This is a genomic window from Actinomyces wuliandei (genome assembly GCF_004010955.1).
GTDB lineage: Bacteria > Actinomycetota > Actinomycetes > Actinomycetales > Actinomycetaceae > Actinomyces > Actinomyces wuliandei.
Map to the genome: position 1 here is coordinate 1,343,868 of NZ_CP025227.1, position 14,260 is coordinate 1,358,127.

Sequence of the window (14,260 nt, forward strand, 5' to 3'; positions counted from 1 at the left end):
GTCCTGTCCGGCTCGTGAGCGCGGTAAGGAGGTGTACGGAGGCAGTGTTCGGTCACTTCGAGCAGCGTGCGGTCGAGGCGCGCCGGGCCGTGGAGGGGCGGGAGCGCCAGGTCCCCCTGGAAGCCGTCAAGGACCTGTCCCGCACCGTCCCCGGGGCGATCGATGCCCGTACCGCGATGAGGGTGGCTGACCGCGCCGTGACGGTCATTGCCGAGGTCAGGCGCTCTACGGCCACCTTTGCCGACCTCTCCGGCGCCGGTGACCCGGGTGTCCTGGCCCGGTTCTACGCCGCTGGCGGCGCCGCCTGCATCTGCGTGGTCACCGGTCCCACTGCCTCCTACGGGTCCCTGCGCGACCTCGACGACGTCCGTGCCGCCGTCGACCTGCCTGTCCTGGTCAACGACATCATCGTCACCCCCTACCAGGTGCACGAGGCCCGTGCCCACGGAGCGGACCTGGTGGCGCTTGACGCCCGTCTCAGCCCCCTGGTCCTGGAGGCCCTGGTGGAGCGTACCCACTCCCTGGGGATGACCGCCGTCATCAAGGTCCGCACCCGGCGCGAGGCACTGACCGCCGTGGAGCTGGGAAGCCTGGTGGTCGCGGTGGACGCCCTCGACCTGCAGACCCTGGCGACTGACCGCGCCCGTTTCGAGCAGGTCGCCGAGGTCCTGCCCCCCGAGGTCATCCGGATCGCCTGCGGGGGCGTGCGCACGCCCCACGACGTCATGGACTGCGCCCGCAGCGGGGCGGACGTGGTCGTGCTCGGCGAGGCGGTCATGCGGGCCACCGACCCCCAGCAGCTGGTCGCCGAGCTGGTGGCCGCTGGCGCCCACCCCTCCCTCCTTCACGCCGTCCACCGAGAGGCTCCCTGAGTGCACCTTCTGACCCACGGCTCTGCGCCCTACGACCTGGTGGCGCTGGCCCCGGCCTCCATCCCCAGCCCATCCTCCAGCGTGTGGCACCTGGGGCCGTTTCCCCTGCGCGCCTACGCGCTGTGCATCCTGGCTGGCGTCGCCGTCGCCGTGTGGTGGGGGGACCGGCGCTACCGGGCACGGGGCGGCCCCGGGGAGGTGGTCCTGGACGTCGCCGTCCTGGCCGTCCCGGCAGGCGTGCTGGGCGCCCGCCTGTACCACGTCGTGTCCTCCCCGCAGGCATACTTCGGCCCTGGCGGTGACCCCTGGCTCATCCCGCAGGTCTGGCAGGGTGGCCTGGGCATCTGGGGCGGTGTGGCGGCGGGTGCGGCGGCGGCTGCCTGGATGGTCCGCCGACGGGGCCTGCGCCTGGCCCCTTTCGCCGACGCGCTCGCCCCGGCGCTGTTGGTGGCCCAGGCGGTCGGGCGGCTGGGCAACTGGTTCAACCAGGAGCTCTTCGGAGCCCCCACCACCCTGCCGTGGGGCCTGGAGATCGACGACGCCCACCTTCCCCCCGGCTACCCTTCCGGCACTCTCTTTCACCCCACTTTTCTCTACGAGGCCCTGTGGAACCTTGCCGGGGCGGCCTTTCTGGTCTGGCTGGGCCACCGGCTGGCGGCTCGTGGGACTGCCACCGGGGGTCGGCTCATGTGGGCCTACCTCATGGTCTACACCTCTGGCCGGGTGTGGATCGAGATGCTGCGTATCGACGAGGCCCAGGCGGTCCTGGGCCTGCGGCTCAACGTGTGGACCTGCCTGGTGGTCTTCACCGTGGGTGCCGTGGGACTCGTCCTGACCTCGCGCAGGACGCCGAGTGACGCGGTCTACGCCGGACCTCGGGAGGAGGGCGCCCCACCCCGGGAGGATGCGGAGCCCGGGCCGCCCGCAGATGAGGAAGGCCCCACGTCAGGGGAGGGCAGCAGCAGCGCGCCCTGAGACGGGTGCCGTCCCGGCGCTGCCCGGTGCCGTCCCGGTAGCCTCCCGGTAGGATTGGCCCATGCGCAGAGCCAAGACCGTATGTACCCTCGGCCCCGCCACGGACTCTCCCGAACAGGTGCAGGCGCTCGTGGACGCCGGCATGAACGTGGCACGTATCAACCGCTCTCACGGCAGGGCGGAGGACCAGGAGGAGGTCATTGACCGCGTGCGCGACGCCGCGCGGGCCTCGGGGCGGGCCGTGGCCATCCTGGTGGACCTTCAGGGCCCCAAGATCCGTCTGGGCAAGTTTGTCAACGACCAGAAGGTCATGCTCAACAAAGGGGACGAGTTCACCATCACCACCGAGGAGGTGCTCGGTACGGTCAAGCGGTGCTCCACCACCTTCAAGGGCCTGCCCGGGGACTGCCGCCCCGGCGACCGCCTCCTCATTGACGACGGAAACGTCGCCGTGCGTGTCGTGTCCGTGACGGACACCGATGTCGTCACCAGGGTCGAGGTTCCCGGCTACGTGTCCAACAACAAGGGCATCAACCTGCCTGGCGTGGCGGTGTCCGTGCCGGCGCTGAGCGAGAAGGACCGCGACGACCTGCGCTGGGCACTGGGGATCGGTGCCGACCTCATCGCCCTGTCCTTCGTGCGTAACGCGGCCGACATCAAGGACGTCCACGAGATCATGGACGAGGTCGGTGTGCGCATCCCTGTCATCGCCAAGATCGAGAAGCCTCAGGCGGTGGAGAACCTCTTCGAGATCGTCTCCGCCTTTGACGGCATCATGGTGGCCCGAGGTGACCTGGGTGTGGAGATGCCCCTGGAGGCTGTGCCACTGGTCCAGAAGCGTGCCATCGAGCTCGCGAGGCGCCAGGCCAAGCCGGTGATCGTGGCCACGCAGGTGCTGGAGTCCATGATCCAGAACCCGCGTCCCACCCGGGCCGAGGCCTCTGACTGCGCCAACGCGATCCTGGACGGCGCCGACGCGGTCATGCTCTCCGGAGAGACCTCCGTGGGCGCCTACCCCATTGAGGCGGTGCGCACGATGGCCAGCATCATCGAGAACGTCGAGGAGAACGGCGGGGAGCGTATCGCCGAGCTCGGCTCCTACCCGCAGACGCGTGGCGGGGCCCTGACCCGTGCTGCGGCGGAGATGAGCGAGCAGCTCGACGTCTCCTGCATGGTGACCTTCACCCACTCCGGTGACACGGCACGGCGTCTGTCCCGGCTGCGCTCCCCGATCCCTCTGCTGGCCTTCACCCCTCTGGACTCCACCCGAAACCAGCTGTCGGTCACGTGGGGCGTGACCACCTACCGTGTCCCCGAGGTGCGCCACACCGACGAGATGGTCGCCCAGGTCGACGAGGTCCTTCAGGAGAAGCACCTGGCCAACCCGGGCGACGTCGTCGTCATCGTGGCCGGCATGCCTCCGGGCACGCCTGGCTCCACCAACTCCATCCGCGTCCACACGGTGGGTGAGAGGGCGGACTACACGGTCTGACTGTGGGAGGAGGCCTGGTTGTGGAAGCGGGCCTCCGCCCAGCGCAGCACGCAGTAGATGAGCTGGGTGGCTCCCGGCATGAACCCGGCACCGTGGTGGAAGCACGGATCCATACTGGTCACCAGGATCGCCCCGGGCGTGCTCACCTCGTCCAGGTAGGTGGTGACACCCACCTCCACGCCGCCCTCCTCATAGGCCACCAGCGGGACAGCGCCCTCAGGTGCCTGGAAGATGCCGTGCTGGTGCCAGATGACGGCGCGCTGCGAGAGGTAGCCCCAGACAGGGTGCTCCGGTGAGCGTAGGCGCATCCCGTGGTCCTCACCGGTGCGCCACCACCAGAAGTTCGTGGGCCGTGCCTGCCAGCGCACGCCCGGGAGCCACTCGTGGGCGGAGTTCTCCCCGAAGACGACCAGCGTCCCACCCCACCGCGCAACCTTCAGCATCGCCTCGGCGTGCCGGGCGAGCAGCCGGGGGTGTGAGCGGTCGGCGACGAGAAGGACGTCAAGGTCCGCGAAGTCGTCCTCAGTGACGTCAGGAAGGTACAGGTCCCTGAGCCGGTAGGGACGTAGGGCGGGGTCCGCCAGCGTCCGCAGCTGTGATCCGGTCCCGGTGTGTGCCAGCCCGATGACGGGGACCGGCAGGGTGGTGCCGAGGCCGTCGGGGACCCTCGGAGCCGTAGGTGCAGTGGGAGTGGTCATGCGGCCTCGCCTCCAAGCCAGGTTCGGATGTTGTCGCTCAGAGATGTCAGCGTCGTCCCCGGGGTGTCGGAGAAGACGACGAGGTCCAGGCCGGCGTGGACGACGAGCCTGCCCTTGCCGACGGGGATCTCGACGTCAACAGGTGCCCTCAGCGGGCCCAGGGCATTGATGATGGTGGTGCCCTCGGGCAGGTCGAGCAGGTACCCCCTGGCGTAGAAGCCGGCTACCCCGTAGCGCTCCAGGGACTGCGGTGTCCTGGGTACGTGCGGGCCGGACCGATACAGCAGCTCGGAGACGTCGAGGCCCTCCCACACCGGGTGGGAGGCGAGCCGCGTGATGCCTAGGTCGCGCGGGCCCCGGTAGTCGATGAGCCGCCAGGTGGGCATGCCCGTGACCCACGGGTCAACGACGTGGCCGTTGACGAGCATACGCCCACCGTCGTGGAGGTAGGCGTCGAAGCGCCCCCGCAGCCGGGCGAGATGACGCTGGTCGCACATTCCCGACACGAGGATCCCGGGGACGCCCTCCAGCGAGGTATCCTCAAGGTCGTAGGGGTCGAGCGCGCGGAATCCCTCCGGTAGGTCGGGAGAGCCCATGACCGGCGAGCGTGCCCCGGGCGCGGGCATGAGCCACAGTGGTTCCTTGTATGTCACAGTGTTCTTCCGTGTCCTTTCATGTTGTTTCAGGAGTCGGCACTTTCTGCCCCACGTCCAGGTCTCTGGCTGCCGCAGGGGTCTGCTATGCCGGCTGCGGTGCCCTTGGTACTAGCCGTGAGACGCCGAAGTCGGGGACGACCACCCGCTGGGGCGCCCCGCCGATACTGACCTCGGGCGTCTCCACGGGCAGCCCGTAGAGCGAGGACAGCGTCTGCGCGGTCAGGAGCCTCTCGCTGCTGCCGACCCGGACGTCCTCAGGACCCACGATGAGCAGCGTCTGGTGGGCGATCCGCAGGGCGTGGTCCGGGTGGTGGCTTGTCATGACCACAGCCAGGCCCTCGTGCGTCAGGGACTGGAGGACGCCGAGCACCCTGGCCTGGTTGCGCAGGTCGAGGGCGGAGGCCGGCTCGTCCAGCACCAGGACCTGGCAGCCGGTCGCCAGGGCGCGCGCGATGAGCACCATCTGACGCTCCCCGCCGGACAGGGCGTGGTAGTCACGGTCCTGGAGGTGGCCGATGCCCACACGCTCGATGGCCTCCTGAGCGGCCTTGTGGTCGGCCCTGCCCGGGCTCGAGTAGGCCTTGACGAACCGCGCCCGTCCCATGAGCACCATGTCCAGGACGGAGAAGGAGGCCGCTGCCCCGTGGGTCTGGGGAACATATCCCACGACCGCGTTGTGGTGGACGGATCCTTCGGTGGGCGTCCTCAGCCCCGCCAGACAGGTGACCAGGGTGGTCTTTCCCCGTGCGTTGGGGCCGAGCACGGCCAGCACCGTGCCCGCCTCGACCTGCAGGCTGACCCCGCGAAAGACCCACTGGCCCCGGCCGTAGCGGAAGCCGATACCGTCTGCCGTGATCACTGCGGTGGCCCCTGTCGTGATATCTGATCTGGTCTCTGGCCTGGTCTCCGCCTTGATGGCTGTCTCAGTCACTGAGCCACACCCGCTTTCGGAACCGTGCCAGGAGGATGACGAAGAACGGTGCACCAATGATCGCGGTGAGGATTCCCAGCGGGACCTCCACCGGGCTCAGCGTGCGCGCCAGCGTGTCCACCACGGTGAGGTAGCCGCCTCCCAGCAGGAAGGAGGCGGGCAGCAGGACCCGGTTGTCACTTCCCACCAGGAGGCGGGACAGGTGCGGCACCAGCAGCCCCACCCAGCCGATCACGCCTGAGACGGCGATCGCCGCGGCGGTCAGCAGCGCCACTGCCAGCAGGAGGGCGTTGCGGTACGGTGCGGGTGGGACTCCTAGCGCCTGGGCGTCGTCGTCGCCCAGGGCCAGGATGTTGAGCCTCCACCGTAGGAGGAGGACGACCACGGTTCCCAGGATGATGGGCGGTAGGGCTGTGGTCACACTGCCCCATCCTGCGGTGGCCAGGGAGCCCAGCAGCCAGAACGTGATGGCGGGAAGGTCCCGGTAGGGGTCGGCAACGTAGGTCATCAGCGAGGTCAGCGCACTGAACAGGGCGCTGATGACCACCCCGCCCAGGACGATCATGAGCAGGGGTGCGGTGGAGACGATGCGGCTGAAGGCGACGACGCAGACCAGCGCCCCCAGGCCGAAGACGAAGGCCCCGCCGACCAGCCCTGCTGAGCCCAGGCCGAGCACCATGCTCAGCACCCCGCCGAAGGAGGCCCCCGCGGAGACGCCCAGCACCTGGGGGCTCACCAAGGGGTTGCGGAACACCGACTGCAGCACGGCACCGGCGATGGCCAGGGCGGAGCCGACGAGGAAGGACAGGATGACGCGCGGCAGCCTCACCTCGAAGACGATGCTCTCCTCCTGCTCGTACCAGGTGCGTTCCAGGGGCAGCACCCGGTCAGTCAGCATCCGGGCGACCTCGTTGACGGGGACGTGGAAGCGTCCCACCGACAGCGCGACCAGGCAGGCCAGCAGCGAGACCACTCCGATGACGGCTACGGTGAGCCAGGGCAGCCTGCCTCGTGCGGTCGGCTCAGCGGGCGAACTGCTCATAGCCTGCGGCGTCGGCGTTGTCCTCGAGCCGGAGGATCGAGTCGATCTCGTCCTCGGAGACCTGGTACCCGTAGAGGAACTCGTAATTCTCCTTGATCTGGGAGCGCAGGTCGTAGGTGGCAGTGTCCGGGTAGGCCACCTGGGCGGCCCACATCATCATCAGGTGCGACTCGGCGCTGGGGGGATCCCACCAGAAGCCGCCGGAGGGGACCGCGTAGATCTTCTTGCTCCTGACCGCCTTCAGCTGCGACAGCGAGGAGTCCGCGTAGATGTCTGCGGGGGTCAGGGCGGTCATGGAGGAGACGTAGATGATGTCAGGGTCCCAGTCGAGGAGCTGCTCGACACTGGTCGCGTTGGTGCCTGAGTAGTCGACGTCGGCCCCGATGTTGGTTGCGCCGCACAGTGTCATCCAGGTGTTCATGTAGCCCTTGGTCGAGCTCATGCCCGCGTTGTAGCCCTCGTCTCCCGCCGAGCGCAGGAAGAGCACCGTGGGGGAGGTGTCCTGCTCGGCGGCAAAGGCCTCCAGGGACGCGATGGTCTGGTGCATCCGCTCCAGAATCTGCTCGCCACGCTCCTCCTGCCTCAGCAGGGTGGCGAATATTTGGATCCACTCCTCCAGCATCTCCTGGGTCCCGTAAGTCAGGCCGATGACGGGGTAGCCTGCGGCCTCGATGGGCTCGATGTAGGTGGCGGCGTCACCCTGGTCAGCCCACTGGATGACTACGTCGGGATTGATGCTGGTGATCTCCTCGACGTTGGGGATGAAGTCGGAGTTGGCCACGGTCCTGTTGGCCACAGCCTCAGGGAACATCGTCTCGAAGACGGAGCCCTTGTCCCGGTTGACGGTGGACTCGTTGACCCCTTTGATGCGGTCGTAGCCCTGGTCAATCGCCGTGAGCATCGAGGGGGAGGGGATGACGGTGGTCACAATGCTCTCGACGGGCCTGGTGAAGGTGTGCTCCTTTCCCCGCTGGTCGGTGACGACGATGGGTTCCGCCAGCGTGGCCTGCTCCTGGGAGGCAGTGTCCTGGCCGGACCGCGACGAGCAGGCGCCGACAGCGAGGAGGACGGGGAGGGTAGCGGCCAGGCCTGTGGCAGCCTGGACAACCGTGCGACGTCGGAACAGGTAGGTGCTCATGCAGCGCCCCTTCTGAGGTGGTAGGCGGGACCCGCCGCTGCGGAGGAGCTCCGGCGGGGACGAGATGTTAGTGTCGCCTAACCTTACATGATCTCGACGCGGTGACAACGTGGATCCCGGGTCGGGGTGGCAGGACCTGTCGTGGCCTCTCGGGGAGCGACAGGCTGTGTGGCCTACGGAGACGGCTCTGTGGGCACCGGGTCACAGGGCCAGCATCCGGCCCGCGACCACGGTGGTCAGCGGGCGCACGGCAGCCAGCGCGTCGGCGCCAAGACTCAGCGGGTCCTCCTCCAGGACGACCAGGTCGGCGCGGGAGCCGGGGCGCACCGGCCCCTGCCCGTCCACGGAGGCCGCCAGGGCCTCCTCGGTGGTAAGCCGCTGGTCGGGTGACCACACCTGGTGGTCTGGGGTGCTTCTGCCGACCGCGACCGACATGGCCAGCCACGGGTCCAGCGGGGCCACCGGGGCGTCCGAGCCCAGGTGCAGCAGGGCGCCAGCCGTCACCATGTCGGCAAAGGCGTAGGCTCGCTGTCTGCGTCCGGGCCAGACCCGTTCCACGGCCTGCCAGTCGTCCAGGAGGTGAGCAGGCTGGACGGAGAGCTCGACCCCGCACGCGACCAGGCGGGCCAGTGCTCCGGTCCCGGCCTGGGCGGCGTCGTGCGGCAGCAGCTGGGCGTGCTCAAGCCGACCCCGTGCACCGGAGGTGGCAAAGGCGGCGGCGACGTCGTCCACGGCGGCGTCCCCGATCGCGTGCACCGCCATGTCGAACCCTGCCCGTGAGGCACGGGTCATCAGGGCAGTCAGCCCCTCGCGGTCGATGTTGACCACGCCGTGGGTGTGGCTCAGCCCCAGGGACTCGGGGTAGGGGTCGTGCACGTGGGCGCTGGCGGTGCCCATCGAGCCGTCGGCGATGACCTTGAGCGGCCCCTGGGTGAGCAGCGGCACTCCGTCCTCACCCACGGGGGAGCCCTCCAGCCCCTGCCCGGTGCGCAGGCCTGCGGCGATCCACTGGTCCAGGCGGTCGCGGTACACGGCGGTGCGGATACGCGGTACAAGCGCAGACGTCCCGTCCCCAAGCGTCGTGGTGACACCGGCCTCAGCCATGGCAGCCAGGCGCAGCGGCCAGTCCTGCGGGCTGGGTGCCCAGCTCATGTCCACCACCCCGGTGACGCCTTGGCGCAGCAGGTTGTCCAGTACTTGACGGTATCCGGACTCGCGCAGCTGTCGTGTTCCGGGGATGAGGTCCAGGCGGTCCATGACGGAGAACCAGGCGTCCTCGGTGAGCGGCGCGCCCGGGTCGCTGGTGGTGGCCCCGGGCAGTCCGAGGTGGCGCAGGGCCGCTGAGCTCAGCCACCCGGAGTGGGCGTCGCCGGAGACCAGGACCACCGGGACGTCACCGCACACGGCGTCAAGCTCGGCGACGGTGGGTACTTGCGGCCACAGGGAGAGCCGGTGGCCGAAGCCCTGCACGCTGGCAGGCGGGCGGTCGCGGGGGTGCTCCCGCAGCGCCTGGGCCACCAGGGCGAGCGCGTCCTGGGCGCAGGTGGTGGCAGAGGTGTCGATGCGCCCCTTCCTGGCGGCTTCCAGGTCCAGGTGGGCATGGGCGTCCCACAGCCCCGGGATGACGTAGGAGCCCTGCACGTCCAGGATCTGCTCGCCGTGGTAGGGCAGGCTGGGGCCTACCTGGGTGACACGTCCTGCGGAGACGCGGATGTCTGTGACTTGTGTGCCCTCCTCCGGGCGTGCCTGAGCGCTGGCCGCACCGGTGGCGCCTCGGGGCTGAGGAGGACGGGGTGGGGGCTCCGCGGTGGGGGAGTGGGAGGGGCGGGGCGAGCAAGCGCGCAGGGCGGCGAGCGTGGGGCGGGAACGAAAGGCGACGATGCGCGCGTGCCGGATCAGCAGGTCGGGCATGTGCCACTATAACTCGCCTGGCACGGTGGGGCGTTGCGAACGGCGGGAATATAGCAAGGCTGCACATCTTCATCGCCCTGGTGTGCCGCACCAAGGCCTTGTCCTTGCAGGATCCCGCTGTGCCCAGAGGAGTTAGCCTGACGGCTGCTGCCTGAAGATGTGCAGCGCGCTCCTTGTTGCACATCTTCACTCGCGTTCCGACGTATCTGGGAGGAGAGAGATCGCGAAGCTGCAAGGATCGTGCCCCTTTGTCGACCACAAGGACGCGTGGCTCAAGCCTGAAGATGTGCACCTCATGGTCTGGGAGAGGAGGCAGGCATTCTCTGATGCACCCAGAAGTAGTGACAGGCGGGAGCGGGTGGTATCGGGGTCTGTCCCCAGCCGGTGCCTACTGGGACACGGAGTGCCGGGACTAAGCGGCAGCCAGGCAACCCCGAGCCGGTGCTCCTGGACGACGCTGCCAACGGACTGGGCACCTCAGGTCCTCATGAATGAGATCCGTGAGCATGGCACCAACCCGCCGAGCACTGGGGAGCTTCGTCGCACGGGTGCGCAGTGCCACAGTGTCTGTGATACGTACCGTTTCCTCGCAGAAGGCCCTCCCAGAGGGTCGGCATGCCTGTCGTCCTGTGGGGGGTCGTCGTCCTGCGAGGAAACGGTACGTGTGCGGTCAGGCAACGTCATGCCGGGTGCGGCAGGGCGCTGTCACGGCTAGGACCCCGGTACCTAGCCCCTGACTAGCGGGAGCGTCGCGCAACGGAAACCTCCCGGGAATCGCGTGACCTCGGTGAATTTCAGCGGCACCGGGGTGATACCGTGCGAGGCGAGCTTGCGCCCCAGACGGGTGGCGCGCTCATCAATGATGACGCGGTCGGGCGCCAAGGCAACAGTGTTGACCATGAGCGCGAGCATCTCCTCCTCGGTGGCCTCGATCAGGTTGAGGAGCTCGGCGACCTTGTCCCGTGATCGGGGTGCCAGGGCGGGAGAGTAGACGTAGCCTAGCCCAGGTCCCACGAGGGTGAGCTTGGTGTCCAGGTGGACCACACCGCGGTGGGAGAACTCGATGGGGACAATCTCCCGGTCGATCCCCGCCCTGGCGAAGGCGCGCCGCAGCGAGCCCACCCCCTTGAGGTCGGTGGCCTCGCTGAGCCCCACGAGCACGACGTCGTCAGTGACGATGACGTCCCCGCCCTCAATGTAGCCGTCGTCCAGGGGTACGACGCGTGAGACCTCTGCCAGCAGCGGGTAGAGCGCCCTCTGCTCCCGACGGCGCACCGGGTCTACTGAGCGGGCCAGGAACAGGACGTCGTCAACCGCGAAGGCGATGTCGCGAGGGTAGAGCTGGACGGAGACGTCCTTAAGAGCGTCCAGCGTGTGCACGGTGACTCCGGCCTCACGCAGGGTGGAGACAAACTGCTCGTGCTCGCGCTGGGCGATGTCATGGTCCGGGATGCTCACCGTGTTGTTGGAGAGGTAGAACACGTAGCTGAGGTTGGGGCTGCGCAGCGTCTCGCGCACCAGCGGCCACCATCCGTACCGCTTGTACGGTCCGACGACGACCTCCTTGAGCGGGGCGATGTCGCTGGGGTTGTGGATCTGGATCATGATGCTCCTCTGGCTTGGTTGTGCAGTGGTCTGCTGTCCCGGCGCCCTGTCTAGGTCACTGGTGGCAGCGGGCCGTGGTCCCAGACGCTGACGGCCTGGGCTGGTTGTGTGTCACTCCGGGGCAAGCTCCGTGATGAGTAAAGGCTCCATCCCCCGGATAAACCAATCTGCGTCGAGAGTGGGGTCAAGTGCGCTCTGCAGCAGGAAGCCGTCGACTGCGGCCACCAGGACGAGTGCCCTGGCCTCGGCCTCCCCTGTCTGTGCCCCCTCTTGAGCGGTGAGCCGCTCGACGAGCCGGGAACGGAAGGCAGAGAACATCGCGGCAAGGTCGGTACGCAGCGCAGTGTCGTGCGTGGCTGCGACCAGCGCCTCGTTGAGCAGGGCGACTCTCGGGTCGTCAGGGCCGGAGTCAAGACGGCTAAGGAAGGCAAGCAGGCCCTCGCGGAGGCTACGCGCATCCACGGCCTCCCGGAAGGGACCCTCCAGGAGCGCGCGCGCACCCTCGCAGACAGCGATACGTCGCAACTGCTCGATGCTGCCCGTGTGGTAGTGCACGACACCCGGGCTGACCCCAGCACGGTCGGCGACGCGACGTGTGGTCACTGATCCCCAGCCACCGTCAACGACGAGCTCCTGGGCGGCGGCTATCAGTGCCTGGCGGGTCGAGGTCTTCTCGGTCTCAGGCACGACTCTCCTTTCATCTCCTCCGCCGTGGCGCGCGGCGGACCTGTGCGGATAGGCCGTACACCCGTCTTGGGCGATTGACCAAGACGAGCGTACAAGTTCTGTTGCCCCGATGCAAGTTCTGCTCGGCACTGCGCCGCGGGCATCCTCCGACTCTGGCGGTACTGAGCTCCGCGCTCCGCGCGGCTGCACATCTTGGTTCTGCGGTGAAGCCGCACAGTTCCTGGGACTGCGGGGAAACGAGGCTTACGAGAGAACCGGACGCGGCTGAAGATGTGCAGCCCGTGCTGCACTACACATCTTCAGCCGCGTCCGGGCACCGAGGCAGCCCAGAACCCGCGTCATGACACTAGATTCCCAGCCGCTAGCACGAGCTGTCGGCGTGAAGATGTGCAGCGGTTGCTTGTCGGTGCCGGCCTTGAGGACCTGACCTGTATGCGTGAGCACTACCAGCGTCTTCTCGGTGAGGGGCGCAGACCTGTCACGGCCTCAAGCCGGTGCGTGCTCTCCCTGGCCACCGTCCCGGTGGTCGCGCAGCAGCGCCCCGACGTGGTGGTGCGCTGGCTCAACGCCCACGCCGACATCAACACTCCTGCCACCACAGCCACCGGCTACCTCGGCGGGCTCGCCCTGGCGGGGCCGCTGGAAGTGGGACTCAGGCCTGGGTGGTGGACTGGCTCCTGGGAGCACGGTTCGTGTGGGCGTGCGTGACATCGACCCGCCTGAGGCCGACCTGGTCAAGAGAACCGATCTCACCCTTGTCGCGCCCGGTCCCTCCCGGGTTCGGCGAGCGTCTCGGACGGGCTGTCGGCGACAGACCGGTCGCCGTCCACATTGACTGCGACATTGACTGCGACGTCCTGGAACCTGGCACTGTGCCCACTGACTACCGGGTTCTACCAGGTTCCTGGAGGCCTCACCCTCACCGACCTGCGTGCCGCGACCGCCGCGTTGGCGTGGACCGAGGTAGTCGGCATCAAGGTGGATGAGCTGGAGACCTGCACGCAGCACGAGGACCTTGCGCCGCTCCTGGGTGCGCTGGAGCCGCTTCTCGCATCTATTGACGTGCCTGACAGGGACTGACGGACTCTACTGCTACCGCCTTCCTGCCTGGTAGACAATGCGAGCGCGGGCGTGCCGATCCCGCGAGGTGCCCGCTGCGTCGGCGGACGCTGTGGGAGCGGGACGGTGCTGGTAGTACTAGTGACGCGCAGGGCCAGCGGTGCCGAAGGAGTCGACGTGTCCACGCCCCCTTACGAGCCCGACCAGGCTACCGGCCACCTGAGAGACCTCGGTGGAGGCTACCCGACTGTACCGGTCGACGTCGGCGTGGTCCCGCCTGCCCCGGGGTGGCGCGTCTACCGACCTGCCTGCCTCCCTGGTGCGTCGCTCCAGCCCGTTCTCCCTCCTTGCCTCCAGCCTGTTCCTCCTCGTGGGGGTGGCGCTTGCGGGTCGTGGTTTTACATTGCTCACCCACCGAGACCTGACCGGAGGTGGCATCCTCGTCTCCCTAGGCCTTCCTTTCCTGGCCCTCAGCGTGGTGCCCTGGGGGCGACGCACCGTCTTGCCGCTGACGGGATCCACTCCTCCACCTTCTTCAGTCACTTTTCAGCCACGCTGATACCGCCTGGCCTGACTCGCGAGCCGCTTTCACGGTCAACGTGTTGCTCAGTGGACGCAGGCCGGGGGAGGCCACCGTGGAGGTTCCAGGCACGTGGAGGTGCCAGGCACGTGGGGGAACATCTGGCTGGTGGCCCTGCGGGTGGGTGCCGACAGCGTGCGGGAGGCCCTGGTACGGGGTGAGGCTGAGGCTGACGACCTTTGGTGGGCGCTGGCGCGCGGGTACGCCTGAGAGACCGTCTTGCAGCTTCACGGGGAGTCCGACCGGTCTCGGGAGGGGCTGTCAGCAGGTTTCGTGGCTGGACGCAGTGGGCGCGGGCGCTGCCGGACTCAGGTACCACAGCGGCTCCGGGAGCGCGTCCGACGCCGAGGTGGTTGTGAGGACGGCGGTGCGCCCGCAGGCCAGTAGAGTGTGTCCGCGCCCGTCGGCTACGACCTGCTGAGGCAGGACTCGTTGGTCCTCACGGCGTGGCCCGGGGGGCGCACGGACGTCATAGGGTGCCTCCTTCTCAGCCTCCTGATCGGGGGCTACGGCATCGACCCCCAGGAAGGACACCCAGTTCCAGCGGGCTGCTACCGCCAGGCGCCTGGAGTACCTCATGTCCCGGCGTGGAGGACTGGGGTGAGGCTGACCGT

At 68.6% G+C, this 14,260-nt stretch carries 14 protein-coding genes; 6 read left to right on the forward strand and 8 right to left on the reverse strand.

Annotated features, from left to right (window positions below):
- The first annotated feature begins 44 nt into the window (after positions 1-44).
- From CWS50_RS05565 to pyk, 3 genes are all read left to right on the forward strand, one after another.
- A complete protein-coding gene (locus CWS50_RS05565; protein WP_127841987.1) occupies positions 45-872 on the forward strand; it encodes an indole-3-glycerol phosphate synthase TrpC in 828 nt (275 codons plus the stop codon).
- Positions 873-1,847 (forward strand): prolipoprotein diacylglyceryl transferase, encoded by a 975-nt coding sequence (gene lgt / locus CWS50_RS05570; RefSeq protein ID WP_371855191.1) that lies wholly within the window; start codon positions 873-875, stop codon positions 1,845-1,847.
- A gap of 61 nt (positions 1,848-1,908) precedes the next feature.
- Entirely contained in the window at positions 1,909-3,339 is a 1,431-nt protein-coding gene (gene pyk, locus CWS50_RS05575; RefSeq protein WP_127841988.1) for a pyruvate kinase, read from the forward strand.
- Here the strand turns inward: pyk and CWS50_RS05580 are convergent.
- The 8 genes from CWS50_RS05580 to CWS50_RS05615 form a co-directional block, all read right to left on the reverse strand.
- Positions 3,327-4,037 carry a hypothetical protein gene (locus CWS50_RS05580; RefSeq protein ID WP_127841989.1) on the reverse strand — a complete coding sequence of 237 codons (711 nt, stop codon included), beginning with the start codon at positions 4,035-4,037 and terminating at the stop codon, positions 3,327-3,329. The two genes, pyk and CWS50_RS05580, sit on opposite strands and share 13 nt — an antisense overlap.
- Positions 4,034-4,690, reverse strand: coding sequence for a hypothetical protein (locus CWS50_RS05585; RefSeq protein WP_127841990.1), 657 nt, complete (start codon positions 4,688-4,690; stop codon positions 4,034-4,036). Before CWS50_RS05585 ends, CWS50_RS05580 begins: the two co-directional genes overlap by 4 nt.
- A gap of 85 nt (positions 4,691-4,775) precedes the next feature.
- Entirely contained in the window at positions 4,776-5,624 is an 849-nt protein-coding gene (locus CWS50_RS05590) for an ABC transporter ATP-binding protein (RefSeq protein ID WP_206610478.1), read from the reverse strand.
- Positions 5,617-6,666: a FecCD family ABC transporter permease gene (locus CWS50_RS05595; RefSeq protein ID WP_127841991.1), complete on the reverse strand. Its 1,050-nt coding sequence runs from the start codon at positions 6,664-6,666 to the stop codon at positions 5,617-5,619. The genes CWS50_RS05590 and CWS50_RS05595 overlap by 8 nt, the downstream gene beginning before the upstream one ends.
- A complete protein-coding gene (locus CWS50_RS05600) occupies positions 6,647-7,804 on the reverse strand; it encodes an ABC transporter substrate-binding protein (RefSeq protein WP_127841992.1) in 1,158 nt (385 codons plus the stop codon). The genes CWS50_RS05595 and CWS50_RS05600 overlap by 20 nt, the downstream gene beginning before the upstream one ends.
- A gap of 201 nt (positions 7,805-8,005) precedes the next feature.
- Complete coding sequence (locus CWS50_RS05605; RefSeq protein ID WP_127841993.1) at positions 8,006-9,715, reverse strand: amidohydrolase; 1,710 nt, start codon at positions 9,713-9,715, stop codon at positions 8,006-8,008.
- A gap of 726 nt (positions 9,716-10,441) precedes the next feature.
- On the reverse strand, positions 10,442-11,320 hold the full coding sequence (locus CWS50_RS05610) for a dimethylarginine dimethylaminohydrolase family protein (RefSeq protein ID WP_127841994.1): 879 nt from the start codon (positions 11,318-11,320) through the stop codon (positions 10,442-10,444).
- A gap of 111 nt (positions 11,321-11,431) precedes the next feature.
- On the reverse strand, positions 11,432-12,007 hold the full coding sequence (locus CWS50_RS05615) for a TetR/AcrR family transcriptional regulator (RefSeq protein ID WP_164860087.1): 576 nt from the start codon (positions 12,005-12,007) through the stop codon (positions 11,432-11,434).
- 432 nt (positions 12,008-12,439) lie between these two features.
- Between CWS50_RS05615 and CWS50_RS05620 the strand changes: the two genes are divergently transcribed.
- The 3 genes from CWS50_RS05620 to CWS50_RS12930 all read left to right on the forward strand — a co-directional run bounded on the left by CWS50_RS05620 (position 12,440) and on the right by CWS50_RS12930 (position 13,856).
- Positions 12,440-12,715 carry an arginase family protein gene (locus CWS50_RS05620; RefSeq protein ID WP_127841996.1) on the forward strand — a complete coding sequence of 92 codons (276 nt, stop codon included), beginning with the start codon at positions 12,440-12,442 and terminating at the stop codon, positions 12,713-12,715.
- Between the two features lie 135 nt (positions 12,716-12,850).
- The gene (locus CWS50_RS05625; protein WP_127841997.1) at positions 12,851-13,087 is read left to right on the forward strand and encodes a hypothetical protein; all 237 of its coding nucleotides are present in this window, start codon (positions 12,851-12,853) and stop codon (positions 13,085-13,087) included.
- A 631-nt stretch (positions 13,088-13,718) separates the two neighbouring features.
- Positions 13,719-13,856 (forward strand): hypothetical protein, encoded by a 138-nt coding sequence (locus CWS50_RS12930; protein WP_164860088.1) that lies wholly within the window; start codon positions 13,719-13,721, stop codon positions 13,854-13,856.
- Positions 13,857-14,260 lie beyond the last annotated feature (404 nt).

Bases quoted from the DNA above. Each gene is read 5' to 3' on its own strand.
- pyk (WP_127841988.1), top strand. From the start codon at position 1,909: ATGCGCAGAGCCAAGACCGTATGTACCCTCGGCCCCGCCACGGACTCT.
- CWS50_RS05580 (WP_127841989.1), bottom strand. From the start codon at position 4,037: ATGACCACTCCCACTGCACCTACGGCTCCGAGGGTCCCCGACGGCCTC.
- CWS50_RS05595 (WP_127841991.1), bottom strand. From the start codon at position 6,666: ATGAGCAGTTCGCCCGCTGAGCCGACCGCACGAGGCAGGCTGCCCTGG.
- CWS50_RS05600 (WP_127841992.1), bottom strand. From the start codon at position 7,804: ATGAGCACCTACCTGTTCCGACGTCGCACGGTTGTCCAGGCTGCCACA.
- CWS50_RS05605 (WP_127841993.1), bottom strand. From the start codon at position 9,715: ATGCCCGACCTGCTGATCCGGCACGCGCGCATCGTCGCCTTTCGTTCC.
- CWS50_RS05610 (WP_127841994.1), bottom strand. From the start codon at position 11,320: ATGATCCAGATCCACAACCCCAGCGACATCGCCCCGCTCAAGGAGGTC.
- CWS50_RS05620 (WP_127841996.1), top strand. From the start codon at position 12,440: ATGCGTGAGCACTACCAGCGTCTTCTCGGTGAGGGGCGCAGACCTGTC.